The following is a 22,182-nucleotide window of genomic DNA, read 5'->3' on the forward strand; positions in this document are numbered from 1 at the left end:
TTATACTTTATATACAAGTAATAAATTAGAGACTTATTAGATTTTTAAAAGGAGTTAATTGATATGGCTACTACCGCTACTTACCCAATGCAAATTCAATATTTAAACCTTCCTTGTAATTGTGAAAATTTTTTAAAAGATTTTTATTATAAAAAAACAGGTAGTAGCGGATATTTTTCTAATTTTAAAACAACATACGTTGATTTTAATTTTGAAACTATAATGTTTGGTATAGATAAAAACTCAAATATTACTTTTAAAAAGGGATTAGTAAAAGCTGATTATATTTTTATTAATAAGGAATGTGGCTTTAATCCTGGTAAAGCAAAATTTTCTGGTGAAGTATATTTAATAGATAATGAAGATTTCAATAATATATATAAAACATGGACAAATAGTGGCATGCTAAAATATATGCAAAAACATCATCTTAAAGGCATACATTATGAAGAGGAACCATACGATTCTCATTATAAAGAATTAATTGAATTAAATACAGAAGCTGATTATCTTTCTTAATAAGTATTAATTTAGTTTTAAAAACACAGAAGTAAGCATAAAAAAATTAAATTTAATTATAATAATTAAAAAATGTTATTTGTATGTCAGAGAATCCATTCTTCAAAAATAAAAATGTGTTTATTACAGGTGCCAGTAGTGGTATAGGAAAAGCAGCGGCTCTGCTTCTTGCAAAAAAAGGAGCTAATATTGCTTTTACTTATAACTCTCGTCAAGAAGAGGCTTTAACTATAAAAAAAGAAATTGAAAATTTCGGAGTAAAAGCTTTTAAATTTAATTCAGATTTTTCTAATATAACTGATGCTAATATAAAAAAGTTATTTAATAATGTAGTAGATAGCTTAGGAAACGTGCATATTCTAATAAATAATGCCGGTACAGTAATAAGAAGCTCTTCAAAAGATGTAAGTTTAGAGCTTATTGAAAAACAAATGAGAATTAATACCTATGTCCCAATATTACTTGCAAAAGAGTTTATAAATTTTAAATTAAATAAAAATTTATTAGAAGATTTTAGGCCTAAAATAATAAGTATTTCCTCAATGTGTTCTTTTATATATATGAAATATGCTGCTCTCTATGCCGCAAGTAAAACAGCTTTAACTCAATATATGAAACATTTGGCTATAGAATATGCAGAGCATTTTGATATCTCTATAATTTCTCCAGGATTGACTGCCACCGGCTTAAATCAAAAGCAAAGAGAAGAATACCCTGAAATTTGGAAAAATAGAGAAAATCTTGTACCTAGTAAGAATGCTTATACCCCCGAAGATATTGCTGAAGGAATATTATATATGTTAAAAAGTAAAGGAGTTCAGGGGGCTGATTGGGTTATTGGAAGTGGTGCGCAACATTTAGACAATAGATTTAATTACTTTGATTACATTAATAAATAAAAACTCTGTTAATCAAATTATTAAATAATAATTAGAATGCCCTAAAGCATTCGTGTTTAACATTCTTTTCTCTTTAATATTTATATTAAAATCTTTATAACCTATTGTTTTTTAGAGTTAACAGATGCTTTACAATTCTTAATATTTATGGTATTATTAATAAATAATTAAGAAAGGTAATAAAGTTAAACAAATGTCTCATAGTAACACTGAAGATTTTCAACTTCTAACACTACCTAAGCTCAAATATACTGAAGCTGGTAAACGTTATTATCGAGTCTATAAAACTTTAAAAGAATTTATTGATGTTGAAGCTACTACTGCTTACGAAGCCATTGTTAAAAGTGAAGTGACTAAGCCAGTGCTAGTTCAACAAATAATCCATAGATTAGGTGATTTTATAAATAACCCTGCTTTTTTAGTTAAATGGGAAGCTGAAATTAAAAAAGAGGAAAATATCAATAATACTGATATTTCTAAAGAGCCTGAAACAAAACTCGAGGCTTAATAAACTTATTAATATATTTCTTAAATTCATAGACTTATAAGAGTACTTTTGCTATTTTTTTGTGAAAAGCAAAGGTTAGTTATGAAAAACAAATTACAAAAGATATTCCAAATTTTTGCTGCTAATAATCCCCATCCCAAAACCGAACTTAAATATAACAATGAATATCAATTACTTGTTGCTGTTATTCTTTCTGCACAAGCAACAGATGTAGGCGTTAATAAGGCAACTGATAAATTTTTTGACCAAATTTTAACTCCTAAGCAAATGTTAGGATTAGGAGAAAATAATTTAATTGAATATATTAAATCAATTAATTTTTATAAAAATAAAGCGCGCAACGTAATTAAAATGACTGAAGTTTTAATTAACGAATATAATTCAATTGTTCCTCATAAATTTGATCAATTAATTTTACTGCCAGGCGTAGGAAGAAAAACTGCAAATGTAATTTTAAACTGCCTTTTTGGTCATGACACTATAGCAGTTGATACTCATGTTTTTAGAGTAAGTAAAAGAATTGGGTTAGCAAGGGGTACTACTCCTGAAGAAGTGGAAAATGAACTTATAAAAATTGTGCCAAAAAAATATCGCCAACATGCTCATCATTGGTTAATATTACATGGCAGATATATATGCAAAGCTAGAAAGCCGAATTGCGATATATGTTTAATTAGGGAATATTGTAATTATTATCAAAATGAAAAAACTAACTGAAAATAAAATATTTTTTGTCACCACCTTAATAGGGATTATTTTTCTTTATTTTCCTATAATGATAATGATAGCATATTCATTTAATGCTTCTAAACTAATGACCTCGTGGAGTGGCTTTTCTATTAAATGGTATCAAGAATTACTACATGATAAGGAAATTATACATGCACTTTTAACTAGTCTGAAAATTTCTATATTTGCAGCAACTGTTTCGAGCATTTTAGGTTTAATAATAGCTTTATTTCTATCAAGTAATAAAAATTCTAATTGGAAAAAACGAATAGTAGAGGGTGTTATAAATATACAATTTACTGTACCGGAAGTTATTATTGGATTATCTCTTCTTTTATTATTCGTCTCTCTTGAAAGAACTACTGGATTGTTTGGTGGAAGAAACTGGTTTACAGTTGTTATCGCACACACTACGCTTGCTATATCATACGTAACAATTTTAATTAAAGCAAAAATTGATAATTTAAATACTTCAGTATTTGAAGCTGCTAGCGATTTAGGGGCCAAACCTTTTTGCGTTTTTAGAAAAATTACCTTACCTCTTATTAGACCTGCATTGATTAATGGATGGCTACTGGCCTTTATCTTATCAATGGATGATTTAGTTATTGCAAGCTTTACAAGCGGGCCTGGCTCCACTACCTTACCTATGCTTATTCATTCTCGTATAAGGCTTGGACTTAGCCCAGAAATAAATGCCTTAGCAAGCGTTTTAATAATAATAATTATGTTTATAGGAATATTTTCTAATTTTATTACTATAAAAAATAAAAATAATAATAGAAAATAGCTTTCATTCTTATTTTAATATCTTAAATATTTTTATGTGCCTGACTTTAATGGATCTGAACCAAATTCATTATCTCCTTCATCGCCTTTTTTAATTGACCATATAAATAAAATTATCCACCCAATTATCGGAAATAATGCCAGTAATAACCACTTACCAGATTTATTTATATCATGTAATCTTCGTACTGACACTGATACTGTGGGGGTAATAAATATAATTAGAAAGAGTAAACTTATAATAAGTGTAGGAGAATAACCAAAAACTACTTCTTCAATTATATATAAAATAATGTCGCTTAAAATAATAAATAAAGCCCAATACCAATATTCTGATCTACTAGCTCTGCCTTTAAATTCAGTATATTTTTTTAGGCATATAGTAATCATTTTAAGCATGTCATAAATTAAGTCCATATTCTCTCCAAATAATTATATTATTAAAATTATAATTTTTTATTGAAGTTGTAAATGATAATTACCTTGCATCTGCATTTCCAAATATACCTTGCTAAGATAAATTTAATCTGATACTTAAATAAATTCATATATTTCAACTGTCGTTTAATAGGTAGCTTTATGTCAATGGATCATAAATTTGACTTTGATGGAATTGATGGTTTATCTTTTGAAGAAGCTTTAACAAAATTGGAAGCTATTGTTAAAAATCTTGAAAATGGTAAAAATTCTTTAGATTATTTAATTAAAAGCTATGAATATGCCAACGAGCTTAAAAGACATTGTGATACAAAATTAAAAGAAGCTAAATTAAAAATTGAACTTGTATCTAAAAATCAAGAAAATGAAGAAATAAGTGAGAAAATTGAAATAAATTAATTTCTCTCATAAGTAGTTTTTGAAATAAAATTTTTATAAGGTCCTTTCACATCATAAGTAATTGTAAATTTATTTTTATTTTCACGATAAAATTCATAATATACTTTATATAAATCGCGTATACAAAGATGGATGTCTTCTGCGATGAGTATGCTATTATTTTGTTTTAAACAAATTTTATGAAATAATTTTCCCTTTTCAAAATTTGTAACTACAAAGTAACTTAAAATTTCATTTACTTTATTTTCATATATATATTCACGCATAAAATTTAACTCTTTACCTTCATTAAACCACTTACCTTCTTCTTTATATAATAATTGATTTAAGGAAATTTCTTTAAAACTTGCTTTTCCGTATATTTTTTCATAATTTGTTATTTCTCTGATAAATTTCCAATCACCTTTTAAAAGATTCCAAATATAATTTTCTTCCATAAAATTTTCTATCGATCTTTAAATAACGAATTAATTCATAAGCATGTTAAATATTTTCTATTATAATATTTGCGCGAAGTTTATCATAGGACTTACCTATGACCAACAAAAAAGGGGCATGAGGTATAAGAACTAGCGATGATAAATGAATCGCTATCATTGGTGCAGGGTCAGCAGGTTTAGTAATAGCTAAGGCATTATTTGGATCAAAGTCTTATCCCTGGTTTTTGAAAAATTAGATAAAATTGGTAGAAAATGGAGTAATTCCAAAGGTCGTATTTGGGACACCATAAAAACTAATGTATGCAAATATACCTGTATACTTGCAATAATATGCGCAAAAATTTGGATTAGATAAATATGTATATATACAAATCTCAATTTGTAACTATTTGCTTAAAGACGCTTAATAACCCTTTTATATCTATAAAATGGTTTAAAAAATTTTAAAGTCGAAGCATTACATAGCTCCAATTATAAATTATCTAATCAATTTAAAAATAAAAATGTGCTTACAATTGGGAAGTTTATATTTAATTTTTTAGACTTCGGATAGCTCTCTTACATATATAATTAGTATATTTATTATTATCAAGTTGCCAGAGATGTACAAGATTTAATACCCATTCCGGTTGAGTTTTTGATGCATCATTAAGCCAGTTCCCTACAGAATTTTGAACATACCGCGATGAATCGGCTTTAAGAAGTTCTAAAACAGGTAAACCTATGCTAGGATTTTGTTTTAAAATCTCTATATGCTTACACCATACACCTCTTGGCCTAGTAACTTAAGAAGCAAATCTTCTTATATTTTCATCAGAATTTTTACTCCAGGTTTTTAAAATTTCTATTGCTTCTATTAAATTCGAGCTTACTTTTTCCCTTACCCCAAGCCATGCCCATTCCCTTACACCGAAATGTTTATCTCTGGCTAATGGTTCTATTAATTCTAAAGTTTCTTTAATATTCAAATTTGGGATCAAAGCAATAATGTAAGCAACTATTCCTCTTCCTGTGTCAGATTTATGAGTAAGTAATTGTTCAATTATATCTTTTTGAAATTGCTCGTATAAAATTTGAGCTGCTAATTTCATTTTAGTAGTTATTCCAAGTTTTGAGGCTTTAAACACTTCTAAATTTTTTATATTAATATTCGGCACTACATATTTTAAAAATTCTGCAAAATCAATAGCTAAAGTTTCTTCTAAATTTCTTGCTTCTATCTCCCCTTTATTTAATTGTAAAATAAGTTCAGAGGTTAATTTACTTTGTTTTTTCATATTTTCTAACTTAACTAAATTATTATTAATTAACCTTTTAGCTTAAAATTTATATGAATACACTATTTAATAATTTTAAATTATATTTCAATATTTTAAAATTGCAATTTTATTAATTTTAGATTAAAGCATATTTTTATTTTTACTTTTAATTAATATTATGTTAATTTTACTCCTTAAATCTTATTAGAGGATAAAATGTCATTATCTAAGCAATTAAACGAAAATAGTAGCCTCTTAAATGAAGATACTCAGGATTATTTAAGTGAGTTGCCTTCAGAAATTTTAGCTAAAATATTGGGCTATTTACCTTTTTCTTCAAATACTTTTCAAACTTCAAAATTGTTGAATGAAATTGGGAAATATTTAATTCGTGTAGAAGAAGCGTATATTAAAAATAACCCATATACTCCCTCAATATCCTTAAAAATTCTACAAAAGATTTATTCTGAAGCTATAACAGAAAACAATATAAATTTAATTCAGGATCTTATAACTAAAGGTTATCCTATGAACCACAGTGTAATGAGGTTTATTGAAAAAAAATATTATAATAAATATATAGCAAAACAAGATTTAAAATCGATAAGAAATTATATTTTAAACGGAAGTGCAGTAACTGATTTAGTTATAGATTTCATTAATTCTCACCCTAGATCTAAATCTATAGATCAAGCAATTACTGCAGCCTATAGAGGGGATATAAAAAAACTAAATGAAATTTTAACTGCCCCTGATTCTTTTAGTAATGAAATACTTAATAAGCTTCGCAATTTCCAAGGTAAATGTAATCATAACAGACCTTTTACAGTGGTAGCAATTCAGTTACAATTATTAGAGCTTTTAAATAAAACAGAGTTAACTTTAGAAGATCTAGAGAAATTAGAATCTTTAATTAGTGAAAAGGGAGCTATCGTTGAACTTGATTCCTATAAAAATGTTTCACAAGATATAAAAAACGCTTTAGATGTTTATATAAATTTAAATACACAATTATGTCAAAATCTTAATCAAAATGAAGATTTAGTACGAGACTTATTGAGACAAGGTGCTAATCCAAATTCTAAAATGCCAAATGGGGAACCTTGCTTACATTTTGCAATTAATCATGGTTTAAATAAAATTGTTCATATTTTACTTAAACATGGTGCTAATCCAAATGTGGAAGATATTTTTGGCCTTAACACTTTTCCTTTGTATCTTGCAGTCCAAAATAATAATTTAGAAGCATTCAAACTATTATTAAACCATGGAGCGTGTACGAGTAGTTGTATTGGGGGTATAGAAATTTTCAATGAAATCAGTTCCAACACAATGCGTGAATATATGAGATACTTTGTAAAAGAAATTAACATTAGTAATTTATCACCAGAATTACTTAACACCTACTTGATCTCATTAATTAAAAATGATGACGTTAAAACTTTCGAAATTTTAATGGAAAACGGTATTGATCTCAATTATCAAAATTTAAGTGGTGACACAATATTACATCATGCTGCTGAAAATGGAAAAGAAGCTATTGTAAGGAAATTACTCGAAGATCCTAATATTATAGCTGATTTAAAAAATAAAAAGGGTCAAACTCCGTATGATGTAGCAAAAAATGATAAAATAAGAAATCTATTACCAGGGTTAATAACTACAGAACGTAAAATAATAAAAAAAGCAGCTGAAAATATTGTAGATTTTACCAATTCAACATTTAACTCAGCTCTTATATCTGTACGTTCATACTTATATTCAATGTTAAGCTTTCCTATTCCTAATAATGTTGCCAGTAATAGTTTACCAACATCTAATGTAAATATTATTGAAAATACAGAATCTAATAATAGGTTAGATTACGAAGAAAAATCTAAAAATGAAAAGTGTAAAGAAAAGTAGTATAAGTTTAAAGGAGAGGTTTAAACCTCTCCTTTAAAAGTTAGTGCGTAATATAATCTTCCAAATCATCACCGCTTCGTGGTTTTTTAGGAGCAAGTTCAGCAAGAAGCTCTGGATGATCAGAAGCAATAGGTACAAGTTCTTTAATTAATGCATGTTCAAAAACTTTCTCTACCCTTTCTACAGGAATGATCTCCAGAGTATTTTTAACATTCTCAGGAATTTCTGCTAAATCTTTTCTATTTTCTTCAGGTATTAAAACTGTTTTTATTCCACTTCTTTGAGCTGCTAATAATTTTTCTTTTAACCCGCCAATTGCAAGTACTCTACCACTCAAAGTAATTTCCCCCGTCATTGCTATATCATGCCTTACTGGAATATTAGTTAATACTGAGACTATTGTTGTACAAATTGCAACACCTGCCGAAGGGCCATCTTTTGGGGTTGCACCTTCAGGTACATGAATATGTAAATCTTTGTTTTTAATAATTGAAGGGAGTATTCCAAAATCTAAACTTCTAGATTTTACAAAACTTAAGGCAGCTTGCGCGGATTCTTGCATAACCTCACCTAATTTACCTGTTACTTTAACCGCTCCTTTTCCTGGGAACGTCACTGCTTCTATATATAGCAATTCTCCTCCTACTTCCGTATAAGCAAGACCATTAGTAACAGCTATTTTATCTGCTTTAGTAACTTCAGTTTGTAAGAAACGTTTTACACCAGAATATTTTTCTAAATTTTCAGATGTAATGGTAATATTTTTTACGTCTTTATTCATTAAAATTTCTTTTAATGATTTACGTGTAATTTTTGCAAGTTCCCTTTCCAGATTTCTTACACCTGCTTCTCGTGTATAACTTCTAATTAACTCAACTATTGCTTCACGCTTAATTTTCCATTCACCTGATTTAATACCATGTTCTTTGGAAACTTTAGAAATTAAATGCCTTTCAGCAATCTCTACTTTTTCTTCTTCAGTATAACCTGAAAGTCTTATCATTTCCATTCTATCAAGTAACGGGCGAGGCATATTAGTTGAATTAGCTGTTGCAATAAACATTACATTTGATAAATCAAATTCAAGCTCAACGTAATGATCAACAAAGGTTGAGTTTTGCGCAGGATCTAAAACTTCTAATAATGCAGAAGTTGGATCTCCTCTAAAATCCATACCGATTTTATCAATTTCATCTAGCAAAATAACTGGATTAGAAGATTTACTTTTCTTAAGAGCATTAATAATTTTGCCAGGCATAGCACCTATATATGTTTTCCTATGACCTCTAATTTCTGCTTCATCACGTACGCCACCTAGTGAGATTCTTGCAAAATTTCTACCAGTTGCTTCAGCAATTGATTTAGCTAAAGAGGTTTTACCAACACCAGGAGGACCAACTAAACATATAATCGGGCTTTTAAGTTTATCAGTTCTTTTTTGAACAGCTAAATATTCAATTATGCGCTCTTTAACTTTTTCTAAACCATAATGGTCACGTTCTAAGATTTTTTGGGCTTTATCTAATTCAAGTTTTGATTTAGTAAGCTTATTCCATGGCAAAGCAAGAACAGTATCAAGATAATTACGTATTACTGATGCCTCAGCAGACATCATATTCATCATTTTTAGTTTTTTAAGCTCATTTTCTAATTTTTCTTTTGCTTCCCTTGGAAGTTTTGTTTTTCTTATTTGAGCTTCAAGAATTTTAACTTCATTTTTATCATCACCGTCACCCAATTCATTTTGGATAGCCTTCAATTGTTCATTGAGATAATATTCCTTCTGAGTTTTTTCCATTTGTTTCTTAACGCGAGACTTAATTTTTTGTTCAGCGTCAATTAAATTTATTTCTCTGCTCAAATATTTAAGAATTTCTTCTAATCTTTGTTTAATAAATGGAATTTCTAATAATCTTTGTTTTTCATCAATCGAAATAGGTAAGTTATAAGCAACTAGGTTTGAAAGTTTTAATGCATCGGTATTTGAAGAGACAATAGCTTGTAGGTCAGGATTAACTTTACGACTATGTTTAGAATAATATTCAAAATCATTTTTAATTGAACGACTTAATGCTAACATTTCAATATCATTTTCGTCAGCATAATCATCTATTATTTCTGCTTCACAAAGAAGATAATTATCAGAGTTAATATATTTTTTTACTTTAACTCTATTCTCTGCTTCTACTAAAATTTTAAGCGTGCCATCGGTCAATTTTAATATTTGAAGAATATTGCCTATAATTCCATAATTATATAAATCAAAATTAGTAGGATCTTCAATACTTGGATCCTTTTGAGCTACAAGTATAATTTTATTAGCTGAGCTATTAATTGCATAATCGATAGCTTGAAGAGATTTTTCTCTACCCACATAGAGAGTTACGATAATTTTTGGGAAAATTACTATATCTCTAAGTGGTAAGACAGCATAAGGTTTAACATTTTGTTGTTCTTCTATAGTTTCCATAAGCTACCTAAAATAATGATTAAAGAAAGCTCTTAAGAAGACTTAGGGGCCGATTTTGTAGTTCCCTTTTTCTTAACAGTTTCTGCACTACCGCTATTTACTAATATAGGTGTAGAATTCTGATTAACAACTGCTGAAGTAATAATTATTTTTTGTATGTCCTTAGAATTAGGAACCTCAAACATTACATCCATCAAGATTTCTTCCATAATAGCTCGAAGCCCTCTTGCACCGGTTTTACGTTGAATAGCTTTTTTAGCTATTGCGTCTAGTGCCTCTGGCTCAAAATCTATTTCTACATTATCCATCTCAAATAGTTTTTGATATTGCTTAATAATTGCATTTTTTGGTTTAGTTAAAATGTCAATTAAACTTGCTTCATCAAGATCATGTAATGTAGCAATTACTGGAAGCCTTCCTACGAACTCAGGGATCAAGCCATATTTTACTAAATCACCCGGTTCAATTTTAGGTAATATTTCTCTAGTTCTTGGAGTCTCTTTAGATTTAACAATAGCATTAAATCCTATTGATCCTTTATTTAATCTATCAGAAATAATTTTTTCAATACCTTCAAATGCTCCACCGCATATAAAAAGAATATTAGTTGTATCAACTTGTAAAAATTCTTGTTGCGGATGTTTTCTGCCACCTTGTGGTGGTACAGCAGCAATTGTACCTTCAACAATTTTTAATAGTGCTTGTTGTACACCTTCACCTGATACATCACGAGTTATTGAAGGGTTATCTGACTTACGCGATATTTTATCTACTTCATCAATATAAACAATCCCTTTCTGAGCTCTTTCGACATTATAGTCTGCATTTTGCAATAATCTAAGGATAATATTCTCAACGTCTTCACCTACATAACCTGCTTCTGTTAAGGAAGTAGCATCTGCAACAGCAAATGGTACATTTAAAAACCTTGCAAGTGTTTGTGCAAGTAAAGTTTTACCGCTACCTGTTGGTCCAATTAAAAGAATATTAGATTTAGCTATTTCAACTTCAGAGTTACCCTTTTCAAGGTTAAGTAATCTTTTATAATGATTATAAACAGCTACCGCTAATGTTCTTTTAGCCTGTTCTTGTCCTATAACGTAATTATTTAATTCGTCATAAATCTCTTTTGGTCGTGGTAAAGAATCTACCTTTTTTACTGGCGAAACTTTATTTTCATCCTTAATAATATCTGCACAAAGGTCAACGCATTCATCACAAATAAAAACTGTTGGACCTGCTATAAGCTTTTTAACTTCATGCTGACTTTTACCACAGAATGAACAATAGAGGGTTCCCTTCCCTTCTTTGTCATCTGATCTCGCCATATAGATGCCCCTTAATGTATTTAAAAAAATTCAATAATTATATTATATATTCTATTTATATATATTAAGCCGGATTTGATATTTCAAGTGGTCTTTTATCTACAACTTTATCAATTAAACCAAATTCTAAAGCTTTTTCTGCCGACATGAAATTATCACGCTCCATATTCTGCTCAATTGTTTTTAAGTTTTGACCAGTATGCTTAACATAAATATTATTTAATCTATATTTAAGATCTAAAATTTCTTTAGCATGAATTTCTATATCTGTTGCCTGTCCTCTAAATCCACCTGACGGTTGGTGAATCATGATTCTTGAATTTGGTAAAGAGAACCTCATTCCTGGCTCGCCTGCAGTTAGCAATAATGAGCCCATTGAACAAGCTTGACCAATACAAAGAGTTGAAACTTTAGGTTTGATATATTGCATAGTATCATAAATTGACAAACCTGAAGTTACTACTCCTCCTGGAGAATTTATATACATCCAAATATCTTTATCTGGGTTTTCAGCTTCAAGGAATAACAATTGAGCTACTATTAAGCTTGCCATAGTATCATGTACAGGACCAACTAAAAATATAATCCTTTCTTTTAAGAGACGTGAAAAGATATCATATGAACGCTCACCTCTGTGAGTTTGCTCAACAACAATTGGTACTAAATCCATATATTCTTCAAAACGATTAATGATATCTGTCATACACTTTCCCTTTTATATGTTCTAATAACATACTATCATGCAAAAATTTTATATTCTATAAAATTTTAAAGTTTTACCAAAAATTCATCCATACTAATTGGCATTTCATTAATTTGAACTTGTTTCATAACATAATCAACTACTTTATCTTCAAGAAGTGAGTTTTTAATTTCATTAACAAGATATTGGTTTTTACTGTATAGATCTATTATTTGCATTTCCATACCTGGGTATTTTCTTGCTTGGTCAAATATCCCATTTCTTACATCTTGCTGACTAACATTAATATGATTATCATCTGCAATCTTAATGAATAGCAAGCTTAACAAAACCCTTCTACGAGCAAGCTTATTAAGCTCTTCTTCACTTTCATCAACTTTCATAGACTTAATATTTTGTAGTTCTTGTTCTAAAAGTGTTGGAGGAACATCTTGATCTAACTTATTCATTAGTTTATCAAATAAATCTTTCTTACTAAAATTATAAGAGGAAGATTTTAAATCATTTTCTTTAGCAAGTTTAATTTTACTTTTAAATTCTTCTAGGTCTTTTGCATTTAAACCTACTTTTTTAGGAAATTCATCATTAAGTTCTGGAAGATCGCCAGGCACTTTTATTTCATTAATTGTAACATCAAATTCAGCTGGTTTTCCTGCCAAATCTTTAGCATGATATCCTTCTGGAAAAGTAACTTTTACAGTTTTGGTATCACCTTTTTTTAACCCAATTAATTGACTTTCAAAACCTTCAATAAAAGATTTTGAGCCAATTTCAAGTTCATGATTTGATCCCTTTCCACCTTCGAATTCTACTCCATCAATTTTACCCACAAAATCAATAACAGCAATTTCACCTTCTTTTAATTTATGAGATTTGCTTTCAACTGGAATAAATTCTCTATGATTTTTTCTAATATCATTAATAATATTTTCTAATTCTTTATCCGAAACTTCTACTTTATATCTATCAATACTGATTTTTGAGAAATCAATATTTTCAAACTCTGGGAAAATTTCAATATGCGCTTTAAAATTTAAATCTTTACCTTTTATAAAGTTTTCAAAATCTAATTTCGGTTGTAAGGCAGGTTTAATTTTTCTATCTTTACAAATATCATCGATAGTTTTTGCTACTAATTTTTCTACCACATTAGAAATGACTTCATGTTCATATTTTGTACGTAAAATTTTAAGTGGAGCTTTACCTTTTCTAAATCCTGGAATAGAAACTGTAGGCTGAAGCTTATTTAATTCATCAGCAATTCCATCTTCTATATTTGTATATGGAATGGTAACATCAAATTCTCTGATTAAACCTTTGTTTTGAGTTTCTGTAACTTGCATGCAATCCTCTCTTTATATGAGCTTTATAATTTTTAGCTTATAAAACTTAAAGTTATATGGTGCGGATGAAGGGACTTGAACCCCCACAACTTTCGTTACAAGAACCTAAATCTTGCGCGTCTACCAGTTTCGCCACATCCGCGTAATTTTAATAATTTGGATATTAATAGCAAGGATTTAAGGACACTACAAGAAAAAACATGAGTAATATTTAAATTTTATTAATTCAAATATTTCTTAAATTTTTTTTATGAACACTTCGTTAAATGCTCTTTATGGAAGTTTTAGCTATCTTTTGTATAACTATTATTAATTATAATAAGCCTAGTTTTCTATCTTTGTTGTGGCGTTAAATTATCTAATACGCTCTTTAGCTTTCCTTGTTCAGTAGAAGAATTCATGTAATTCCAATCTTTTACTTCTTTTAGTTGACCACGCGCTGCATATTTTTTTACTTTTCTTTCAATTTCAGTTCTAATGAATTTTGCTTTTCTGTCGAATGGTGAAGATTGAAACTCTAATTCCACATTACTACTTAATAAATTTTTATGAGGATCTTTAAGGAGATTTCGCCCTTTTTTAATTAAAGCCTGAATGTCTTTATTTTGCTCAATAGGTTTATATCCTTTAAAAGAAGTGTATAACGCTCTAAAGGGCAAAACTGTAAAATAGCTTAAAGGAGTAGAAACAATTTGCATTGCCCCTTTAACTATACTTAAACCACCTTCAATTGCCCAAGCTTTTAATATGTTAATATTTAAAGGTTTATACTCTATTCCTACCCTTACCCATTTTTCATTTTTATCAGAAGTAAAAAATTGCTTCTCATTCAATACATACGTAGGTAATATTAGTAAAAGTTCTCCAATACCACGTATAATATTTCCTAAACCATATAATGGCTTCATTACTTCATATTTAACATATTTAGATGATTTAAATCTAAAACGCTCACCATTTAAAAAGTTTTGCAATCCTCTTTTTAAATCCTTTAAAGGTTGAAAAGAACCTTTAATCATTTCTTTATCATCTTGTGGATAAAATTCTTCATTATAACGCCTTCTGTTATATAACGCTTTAATTAAAGAAGTTCGTTGAGTCGAATTTTCTAGTCCCTTTGAATGGTTAGCATAATGACTGATAAAGTCTATTGTGCCATAGTTTGCATTTTCTGGCTCAATACGCTTTTCTAATTTAAAAAACCAACTAATTGTACTAGCTAAAAATTCAAAAACGCTATAGTAGCCTGTATTAATTTTCTTTTTTTGGTAATCAGTTGATTTAATCATTTTTAAACCTATCTAATATTTTTACATAATATAGCATAAAACTTACTAAAAAAATATCTTAATTAACATTTATTTAACAATTTTTAAATATATAATAAAAAAAGCCCTTAAGAACAAATACTTAAGGGCTTTTTAAAATTTAATATGTAAACTTGTACTAATTAGCTTGAGTAGTACTCAATTACTAAATGTGGTTCCATTTTAATTGGATATGGAATGTCAGTTAATTTTGGAATAAATACATATTTCCCATGGAGAGCTTTAGGATCCACTTCTAAATATGAAGGTACATCACGTTCCATTTTTTGTATTGCTTCAAGAACATGCACGTTTTCACGATATGATTCAAGAACTTCAATAACATCACCTGGTTTAATTAAATAACTTGGTATATTCACCACTTTACCATTAACTTTAATATGTTTATGAGAAACCATCTGACGAGCAGCAAAAATTGTTGCAGCAAAGTTTAAACGATAAACTACTGTATCTAATCTTCTTTCGAGAAGACCAACTAAGTTATCTGAGTTGTTGCCTCTTAATCTTACAGCTTCCTTATAATAAGCTTCAAATTGCTTTTCAGTAATTCTTCCATAGTAACCTTTAAGCAATTGTTTAGCTTTTAACTGAACACCATGATCAGAAAGCTTTGTTGATGAATTCGGACCGTGTTGGCCTGGCTTATAGTTTTTTCTTAAAACTGGGCTTTTTGCAGAACCCCAAAGGTTTTGACCATAACGACGGCTAATTTTGTGTTTTGATTGTAATATCTTTGTCACTGAATTAAACCACTAATAAATAGAGTTGATAATAAATAATGCCCTATATTTACCTAAATGTGATAGGAATGTCAATAATAAATTATTTATATTGATTTTAGCCGTTAATTATCCTTTGATAGTGTCCTTATTATACCCCTAAGGGTTCTAACTTCCTGTTTTGAAAAGATATTTCTATTAAACATGTTCCTAATATTTATCATCATTCGTGGCTTTTTGCTGGGTTCCTGGAAAAAATTCTTTCTTGTTAATTCATCTTCAAGATGCTGAAGCATTTCACTAACTTCAGTTTGAGTGGCTATCTCCCCATCAATTTCATGTTTTAACTTGTAAGTATCAATATTTATTTGACTAATTTCGTAGCATATAACTGCTACAGCTTGCGCTAGATTCATAGATTTACACTTTTCTTTAGTATCAATCGTTAAAACCGCAGAACATAAACTTAATTCTTCGTTATTTAACCCCACTCTTTCGCAACCAAAAATTATTACCACTTTTTTAAAACCTAATAATTTATTTAAATACCTTGGCGTATATATTGGTTTAGAAAAATCACTTAAATCTCTACCCATAGTGCCAATTACATAATCAGCATCGCTAATAGCTTCTTTAAGATCAGTGTATATTTTAGCATTTTCAATAATATAACTTCCGCAAGTTGCCATGTAACTAGCTGTTTCATTTGGCCAACCGTCACGTGGGTTTACAATTCTCAACTCTTCTATACCAAAATTAGCCATTACTCTTGCAGCAGCACCTATATTTTCACCCATCTGCGGCTTATCTAATACAATTATAAATTCCATTATTTTTTCTTAGATAAGGTTACATCAGGCTCTCTAATGTATAGAGGCACACATGGATAAGGTTTTAAAACTTTTTTACCAATTAAAAGCAAGGCTTTAGCTACGTCTTCTGCAGTAGTCACTTTATTGTTCAAATTATCATATTGTCCTTTAACTAATAAAGATCCACTTCCACAGAGAAATACATTTTCATTGTTTATATAATCTGCAAACTCTTCTATTTTAAGCATTTCTGGTTCTTTTATAGATTTTAATTCATTAGAATATAATTCTGTATAAATGTATCCTCTTGAGGCATCAAGTATAACTGCAACCGGTTTTATAGTATTCTTATCTAAACTTCCTGCCAGCGCAGCTTGAAGATTTGTTATCCCAATAAGGGGAATATTTTTAGCAATATTCACTCCAACACAACCTGCAACACCAATTCTTATGCCTGTAAAACTACCAGGGCCTACCGCAACACCTATAGCTTCTATATTATCGTAAGTTAGCTTATTGCTTTCTAAAATTGTATTTAACAAAGTAAATAACATCTTTGATTGCTGTGAAGGCGTTTCATCAATTATAAAATCTATAATTTCATTACCATGAATCAAAGCAACTGAACATGAACTATTGGCAGTTTCTACTGCTAATCTATACATTTAATTATCCATTGTTAATTTTGGATGTATATTGCCTGAAAAATTTAATTTGTAAATAATTCTTCTACGAAAATACGTTGATAAAATTCTGCTACTAAACCTTTTTCATCTGGTAGTAATTTATTTGTATAAGTATATATAAGAGCTTTTTTTATACTACCGAATATTAAAATATTCTCAGCCCAGTTAATCAAAGTTCTAGGAGTTAGTACAGTAGTTATCTCTCCTCCTGCAAAACCTTTTCTAACTAAGTTTGCAATATTTATCATATTTCTTACATTATTTAGACCGATTAAACTTTCTAATTCAGGCACTTTACTTGTAACTATTTTTTCTTCTACTTCAGGAGAAATATAGTCAAGGCTTACTACAATATGCCATCTATCAATTTGAGCTTGGTTAAGTTGATTGGTACCTGCATAAATGCCAATAAAATCTCCTGAACCTAGTGTATTAGCAGTTGCAAATATACGAAAATTTGGATGAGGTTCAATTACTTGATTTTCATCAATTAAAACTAATTTGCCCTCGTTTTCTAAAAGTCTTTGTAAGATAAATAAAAATTCTGGTCTTGCAGCATCATATTCATCTAGTACTAATGCTATACCATTTTTCACAGCCCAAGGAAGGATTCCTTCTTTAAATTCTGTAATTTGTTTATTATCTTTTATAATGATATAATCTCTACCAATAAAATCGGTACGTGTTAGATTACCGTCTAAATTTACTCTAATACAAGGCCAATTAAGTCTTGCAGCTACCTGTTCAATATGAGTTGACTTACCAGTACCATGTAAACCTTGAATTAAAACATTTTTTTTGTAGGAAAAACCAGCTAAAATTGCCAGAGTTGTTTCTTCATTAAAAACATACGTCGGATCTATTTTAGGTATATATGAGTTATCATCTTTTAAAATAGCAACTTCAATATTAGTTTCTAAATTAAATAACTCTTTAACATTTTTTGTCGTTTCAACTTCTGCAACAATTTGTTTTTTATGAAAAATTTTCATCTTTAACCTATTAATTCCCTTTTTTATTTATAAAATTCAGTTATATAAAATACAAGAGATATTTAAATTTTTAAAAATTTATCTGTAATTTATTAAATTTATATTAGTTACCTATATGTTACATAATTTTAGAATTCAATTAGATAAACCAGATATTTTGCCTGAAATAATAAACATTGCCCCAAATTTAGAAACTAGGGTAAAAGCAATAGAAATATTTAGTAAACAATTAAAAGCTTTTAACGGAATTGATGAAATAAGTAATGAACTACAATTCATTCAAACTTTAGAATTAAATATATTTGAAGCAATTGAAATTTTACAAGAAATGGAAAAATCTTCAAATATTTCTTTAAAAAATTTCTTTCAAACTCTAGCAAAGTTTAGTTTAGTTCACCCTGAATATAATTATATTATTTATAAAGACGAATATTTAGAAAATCTTGTAAAAATTTCTGCATTTATTAATGGCTTGTTATTAGCTACCTATAATTTTCAAGGGGATAAGGCGCAAAAAGAAGCTGTCAAAAATAGCGTGAGTTTAATTATTGAAAATTACTTAGATCAACATTTTGAAAAGAATATATTCATACCTTTTAACACTGCTTATTTAATTTCACGTATATTTCCTAATAAGTCATTTAATATTACTTATGAGTATTTAAAAGAAAAAAGTCTTGATATAAAAATCTTATATTTTCCTTCTATGTTAGGATTTTATTTAGGTTTAAGATTAGAAAGCATGCGTAATGAATTTAAAAAAAATTTAAACGCCATTTATGAATTTTGTAGAACTCCTTTATACGATAATAATCACTACTCTAGAAAAATGTTTTGCATAACTACTTTATTAGATAATGCAAAATTTAGTAAAGTTTTAAATAAGATAAGAAAATTTTTAGAAGGTAATTTCAAAGTAAAATACCAAGAAAAATACGCTAATTATACATTTGATGTTATTAGTAATAATATATTTGAAATTATTACTCTAAGTAGAATGGAAAACGAGGAAATTAGCACATTAATAACATTATTTGATTCAAAAATTAAAGATCAAGAGAAATTTTTAAATATTACTACAAGCTTGGAAAGGAAGAATTTAAATAATGATTACCCTCTTCTATCATTTATGCATAAAGATATACAAGAGTACTGTAATTGTTATTTTCAAAATAAGAGATCATTTCGATCTAGTAATGAGTCAATAAATCTTACATCATCTATTGACTCTCAACTTACTTCAATTAAATAATTTTTTAATTTAATACTTTTGCTTGTGCAGCTGCAAGACGTGCAATTGGTACTCTAAATGGTGAACAAGAAACATAATTTAAACCAATCTTATGGCAAAATTTAATAGCATCAGGGTTGCCACCATGTTCTCCGCAAATTCCAAGTTTTAAATCTTTTCTAGTTTTTTTACCACGCTCGCTTGCTATTTGCATTAGCTCACCAACTCCTTCTTCATCAAGACTTGCAAATGGATCATTAGTAAAAATCCCTACATCTTTGTAGCAACCTATAAAGGAGGAAGAATCATCACGTGACATTCCAAGTGTTGTTTGAGTTAAGTCGTTTGTACCAAAACTAAAGAATTCTGCATATTCAGCAATTTCATGAGCTTTTAAAGCTGCTCTTGGAAGTTCAATCATTGTACCTACTAAATACGGCAACTCAGTTTTTGCTTCTACAAAAATTCTTTTTATTGTTTTATCAATTAATTCTTTTATTATTTCTATTTCTTTTTTACTCATAACAAGCGGCACCATGATTTCTGGATAAACTTTTACGCCTTCCATACTCATCTCTATAGCAGCCCTTATGATAGCTTCAACTTGCATTTCATATATTTCAGGATAAGAAATAGCAAGTCTACATCCTCTATGACCAAGCATTGGATTAGCTTCATGCAAATGACTTGTTCTTAATTTAACTTGATGCACACTTAAACCGGCATAGCTTGCTATTTCTTCAAATTCTTCTTCTTTATGAGGTAAAAATTCATGTAAAGGTGGATCAAGTAACCTAATGGTTACCGGATAACCGTCCATTATCTTAAATATTTGTATAAAATCTTCTTTTTGCATCGGTAATAACTTTGCTAAGGCTTTTTTTCTACCTTCACTTGAATCTGAAAGTATCATTTCACGAATAGCTATAATACGATTTGGCTCAAAAAACATATGCTCAGTACGACAAAGACCAATCCCTTCTGCGCCAAATTCACGAGCAGTTTTTACATCTTGTGGAGTTTCAGCATTTGTTCTAACCTTTAATGACCTTATTTCGTCAGCCCATAACATAATTTTTTTAAAATCTTCTGATAAATCAGGTTTCACAGTTGGAACTTCACCAATAATTACTTCACCGCTACTACCGTTAATAGTAATAACCTCACCTTCTTTTACTATTAAATCACCTGCGCGAAACATTCTATTTTTATAATCTATATTAATATTTGATGCACCACATACGCATGGTTTACCCATACCTCGAGCTACTACTGCTGCATGCGATGTCATGCCTCCACGTGAAGTTAAAATTCCTTGCGCTACAATCATTCCGTGAATATCTTCAGGGCTTGTTTCGGTACGAACTAAAATAACTTTTAACCCATTCGCCGAAAATCTCTCAGCATCTTCTGCTGAAAATACTACTTTACCAGAAGCTGCTCCTGGTGATGCTGGAAGTCCTTTATCAATAAGTTTATATTTTGCATTAGGATCAAGTGTCGGATGAAGTAATTGATCTAATGAATTTGGATTCACTCTAGTAATAGCAACTTCCTTTGTAATCAAACCTTCACTTACTAAATCAACGGCAATTTTCATACTTGCTTTTGCACTTCTTTTTCCAGAACGAGTTTGCAATATCCATAATTTACCATTTTGAACAGTAAATTCTATATCTTGCATATCTTGATAGTGATTTTCTAATTTTTTATATAATTCACATAATTCATCAAATACAACTGGCATCGTCTCTTCCATAGAAGGAAGGGTAGAATTATTTAATTTCTTTCCATGAACAGTTATTTGTTGAGGAGTTCTAATACCTGCTACTACATCTTCACCTTGAGCATTAATTAAATATTCACCATATAAATATTTATCACCAGTAGAAGGATCTCTTGTAAAACATACTCCAGTAGCTGAGGTTTCTCCCATGTTACCAAACACCATAGCTTGTATATTAACTGCTGTTCCCCAAGCTTCAGGAATATCATGCATTTTGCGATAAACGATTGCTCGTGAATTCATCCAGGAAGCAAACACAGCATAAATCGCTCCCCATAATTGCTCTTCAACTGAATTTGGAAATGGCTTACCTGTAGTATCAAGAACTAATTTTTTATATTGTTTTACTAAATCTTTTAAATCATCAGCATCTAATTCTGTATCTTCGTGAACACCTTTATCTAATTTTTTAAGTTCAAGTATATCTTCAAAACTACTTGCATGAACATCTAAAACAACATCCGAATACATTTGAATAAACCTACGATAACTATCATAAGCAAAACGAATATTATTAGTATTGTTTGCAATAGCTTCGACTGTTTCATCATTTAAGCCAAGGTTTAAAATAGTATCCATCATACCAGGCATTGAAGCTCTAGCTCCTGAACGTACTGACACTAGTAGAGGATTTTTGGTATCTCCAAATTTATGTCCAATAATATTTTCAATATATTGTATACCAGCTTTGACTTGATCCGTTAAAGAAATAGGTATTTGCTTGTTATTTTTATAATAATGCACGCATACATCAGTAGTAATAGTAAACCCTGGTGGTACCGGCAATCCAATTTTACACATTTCAGCTAAGTTAGCGCCTTTACCTCCTAAGAGATCGCGCATCTTTGATTCTCCTTCAGCTTTACCATCACCAAATGTATAAACGTACTTCTCCATGT

General features: G+C 29.1%; 22 protein-coding genes and 1 tRNA gene. 8 read left to right on the forward strand and 15 right to left on the reverse strand.

Annotated features, from left to right (window positions below; genetic code table 11):
* The first annotated feature begins 63 nt into the window (after positions 1–63).
* From J0H68_08830 to J0H68_08850, 5 genes are all read left to right on the forward strand, one after another.
* On the forward strand, positions 64–519 hold the full coding sequence (locus J0H68_08830; protein MBN8828797.1) for a hypothetical protein: 456 nt from the start codon (positions 64–66) through the stop codon (positions 517–519).
* Between the two features lie 83 nt (positions 520–602).
* Positions 603–1,418: an SDR family oxidoreductase gene (locus J0H68_08835; GenBank protein MBN8828798.1), complete on the forward strand. Its 816-nt coding sequence runs from the start codon at positions 603–605 to the stop codon at positions 1,416–1,418.
* Positions 1,419–1,611: 193 nt separating this feature from the next.
* Positions 1,612–1,926: a hypothetical protein gene (locus J0H68_08840; protein ID MBN8828799.1), complete on the forward strand. Its 315-nt coding sequence runs from the start codon at positions 1,612–1,614 to the stop codon at positions 1,924–1,926.
* 81 nt (positions 1,927–2,007) lie between these two features.
* Positions 2,008–2,643: an endonuclease III gene (gene nth / locus J0H68_08845; GenBank protein ID MBN8828800.1), complete on the forward strand. Its 636-nt coding sequence runs from the start codon at positions 2,008–2,010 to the stop codon at positions 2,641–2,643.
* Positions 2,627–3,445 carry an ABC transporter permease gene (locus J0H68_08850; protein MBN8828801.1) on the forward strand — a complete coding sequence of 273 codons (819 nt, stop codon included), beginning with the start codon at positions 2,627–2,629 and terminating at the stop codon, positions 3,443–3,445. Before nth ends, J0H68_08850 begins: the two co-directional genes overlap by 17 nt.
* Positions 3,446–3,477: 32 nt before the next feature.
* Here J0H68_08850 and J0H68_08855 read toward each other — a convergent pair whose 3' ends face one another.
* A complete protein-coding gene (locus J0H68_08855; protein ID MBN8828802.1) occupies positions 3,478–3,861 on the reverse strand; it encodes a DUF805 domain-containing protein in 384 nt (127 codons plus the stop codon).
* Positions 3,862–4,029: 168 nt separating this feature from the next.
* Between J0H68_08855 and xseB the strand changes: the two genes are divergently transcribed.
* Complete coding sequence (xseB, locus tag J0H68_08860; GenBank protein MBN8828803.1) at positions 4,030–4,281, forward strand: exodeoxyribonuclease VII small subunit; 252 nt, start codon at positions 4,030–4,032, stop codon at positions 4,279–4,281.
* Here the strand turns inward: xseB and J0H68_08865 are convergent.
* From J0H68_08865 to J0H68_08875, 3 genes are all read right to left on the reverse strand, one after another.
* Positions 4,278–4,718: a hypothetical protein gene (locus J0H68_08865; GenBank protein MBN8828804.1), complete on the reverse strand. Its 441-nt coding sequence runs from the start codon at positions 4,716–4,718 to the stop codon at positions 4,278–4,280. The two genes, xseB and J0H68_08865, sit on opposite strands and share 4 nt — an antisense overlap.
* A 533-nt stretch (positions 4,719–5,251) precedes the next feature.
* Positions 5,252–5,473 carry a DNA alkylation repair protein gene (locus J0H68_08870; GenBank protein ID MBN8828805.1) on the reverse strand — a complete coding sequence of 74 codons (222 nt, stop codon included), beginning with the start codon at positions 5,471–5,473 and terminating at the stop codon, positions 5,252–5,254.
* 33 nt (positions 5,474–5,506) lie between these two features.
* A complete protein-coding gene (locus tag J0H68_08875; GenBank protein ID MBN8828806.1) occupies positions 5,507–5,998 on the reverse strand; it encodes a HEAT repeat domain-containing protein in 492 nt (163 codons plus the stop codon).
* Between the two features lie 198 nt (positions 5,999–6,196).
* Here J0H68_08875 and J0H68_08880 point away from each other — a divergent pair, with 198 nt between their 5' ends.
* Positions 6,197–7,885, forward strand: coding sequence for an ankyrin repeat domain-containing protein (locus J0H68_08880; protein MBN8828807.1), 1,689 nt, complete (start codon positions 6,197–6,199; stop codon positions 7,883–7,885).
* Positions 7,886–7,925: 40 nt separating this feature from the next.
* Here J0H68_08880 and lon read toward each other — a convergent pair whose 3' ends face one another.
* From lon to J0H68_08930, 10 genes are all read right to left on the reverse strand, one after another.
* The gene (gene lon, locus J0H68_08885) at positions 7,926–10,355 is read right to left on the reverse strand and encodes an endopeptidase La (GenBank protein ID MBN8828808.1); all 2,430 of its coding nucleotides are present in this window, start codon (positions 10,353–10,355) and stop codon (positions 7,926–7,928) included.
* A gap of 32 nt (positions 10,356–10,387) precedes the next feature.
* Positions 10,388–11,683, reverse strand: a complete 1,296-nt coding sequence (gene clpX / locus J0H68_08890; GenBank protein ID MBN8828809.1) for an ATP-dependent Clp protease ATP-binding subunit ClpX — start codon at positions 11,681–11,683, stop codon at positions 10,388–10,390.
* Between the two features lie 64 nt (positions 11,684–11,747).
* On the reverse strand, positions 11,748–12,353 hold the full coding sequence (gene clpP / locus J0H68_08895) for an ATP-dependent Clp endopeptidase proteolytic subunit ClpP (protein ID MBN8828810.1): 606 nt from the start codon (positions 12,351–12,353) through the stop codon (positions 11,748–11,750).
* Between the two features lie 98 nt (positions 12,354–12,451).
* Positions 12,452–13,729, reverse strand: coding sequence for a trigger factor (locus J0H68_08900; GenBank protein ID MBN8828811.1), 1,278 nt, complete (start codon positions 13,727–13,729; stop codon positions 12,452–12,454).
* 57 nt (positions 13,730–13,786) lie between these two features.
* Positions 13,787–13,871 (reverse strand) — tRNA-Leu (locus J0H68_08905).
* Between the two features lie 190 nt (positions 13,872–14,061).
* Entirely contained in the window at positions 14,062–15,018 is a 957-nt protein-coding gene (locus J0H68_08910; protein ID MBN8828812.1) for a hypothetical protein, read from the reverse strand.
* A 161-nt stretch (positions 15,019–15,179) separates the two neighbouring features.
* Positions 15,180–15,797 (reverse strand): 30S ribosomal protein S4, encoded by a 618-nt coding sequence (gene rpsD, locus J0H68_08915; protein MBN8828813.1) that lies wholly within the window; start codon positions 15,795–15,797, stop codon positions 15,180–15,182.
* 104 nt (positions 15,798–15,901) lie between these two features.
* Positions 15,902–16,606: an RNA methyltransferase gene (locus J0H68_08920; GenBank protein ID MBN8828814.1), complete on the reverse strand. Its 705-nt coding sequence runs from the start codon at positions 16,604–16,606 to the stop codon at positions 15,902–15,904.
* Complete coding sequence (gene tsaB / locus J0H68_08925) at positions 16,606–17,253, reverse strand: tRNA (adenosine(37)-N6)-threonylcarbamoyltransferase complex dimerization subunit type 1 TsaB (GenBank protein MBN8828815.1); 648 nt, start codon at positions 17,251–17,253, stop codon at positions 16,606–16,608. The genes J0H68_08920 and tsaB overlap by 1 nt, the downstream gene beginning before the upstream one ends.
* Before the next feature lie 44 nt (positions 17,254–17,297).
* Positions 17,298–18,266, reverse strand: coding sequence for an AAA family ATPase (locus tag J0H68_08930; GenBank protein ID MBN8828816.1), 969 nt, complete (start codon positions 18,264–18,266; stop codon positions 17,298–17,300).
* A 115-nt stretch (positions 18,267–18,381) separates the two neighbouring features.
* Between J0H68_08930 and J0H68_08935 the strand changes: the two genes are divergently transcribed.
* Positions 18,382–19,518: a hypothetical protein gene (locus J0H68_08935; protein ID MBN8828817.1), complete on the forward strand. Its 1,137-nt coding sequence runs from the start codon at positions 18,382–18,384 to the stop codon at positions 19,516–19,518.
* Positions 19,519–19,522: 4 nt separating this feature from the next.
* On the opposite strand, the gene J0H68_08940 is transcribed toward J0H68_08935, so the two are convergent.
* A complete protein-coding gene (locus tag J0H68_08940; protein MBN8828818.1) occupies positions 19,523–22,180 on the reverse strand; it encodes a pyruvate, phosphate dikinase in 2,658 nt (885 codons plus the stop codon).
* Between the last annotated feature and the right edge of the window lie 2 nt (positions 22,181–22,182).

This window comes from Sphingobacteriia bacterium, assembly GCA_017304685.1.
Taxonomy (GTDB): domain Bacteria; phylum Pseudomonadota; class Alphaproteobacteria; order Rickettsiales; family 33-17; genus JAFKLR01.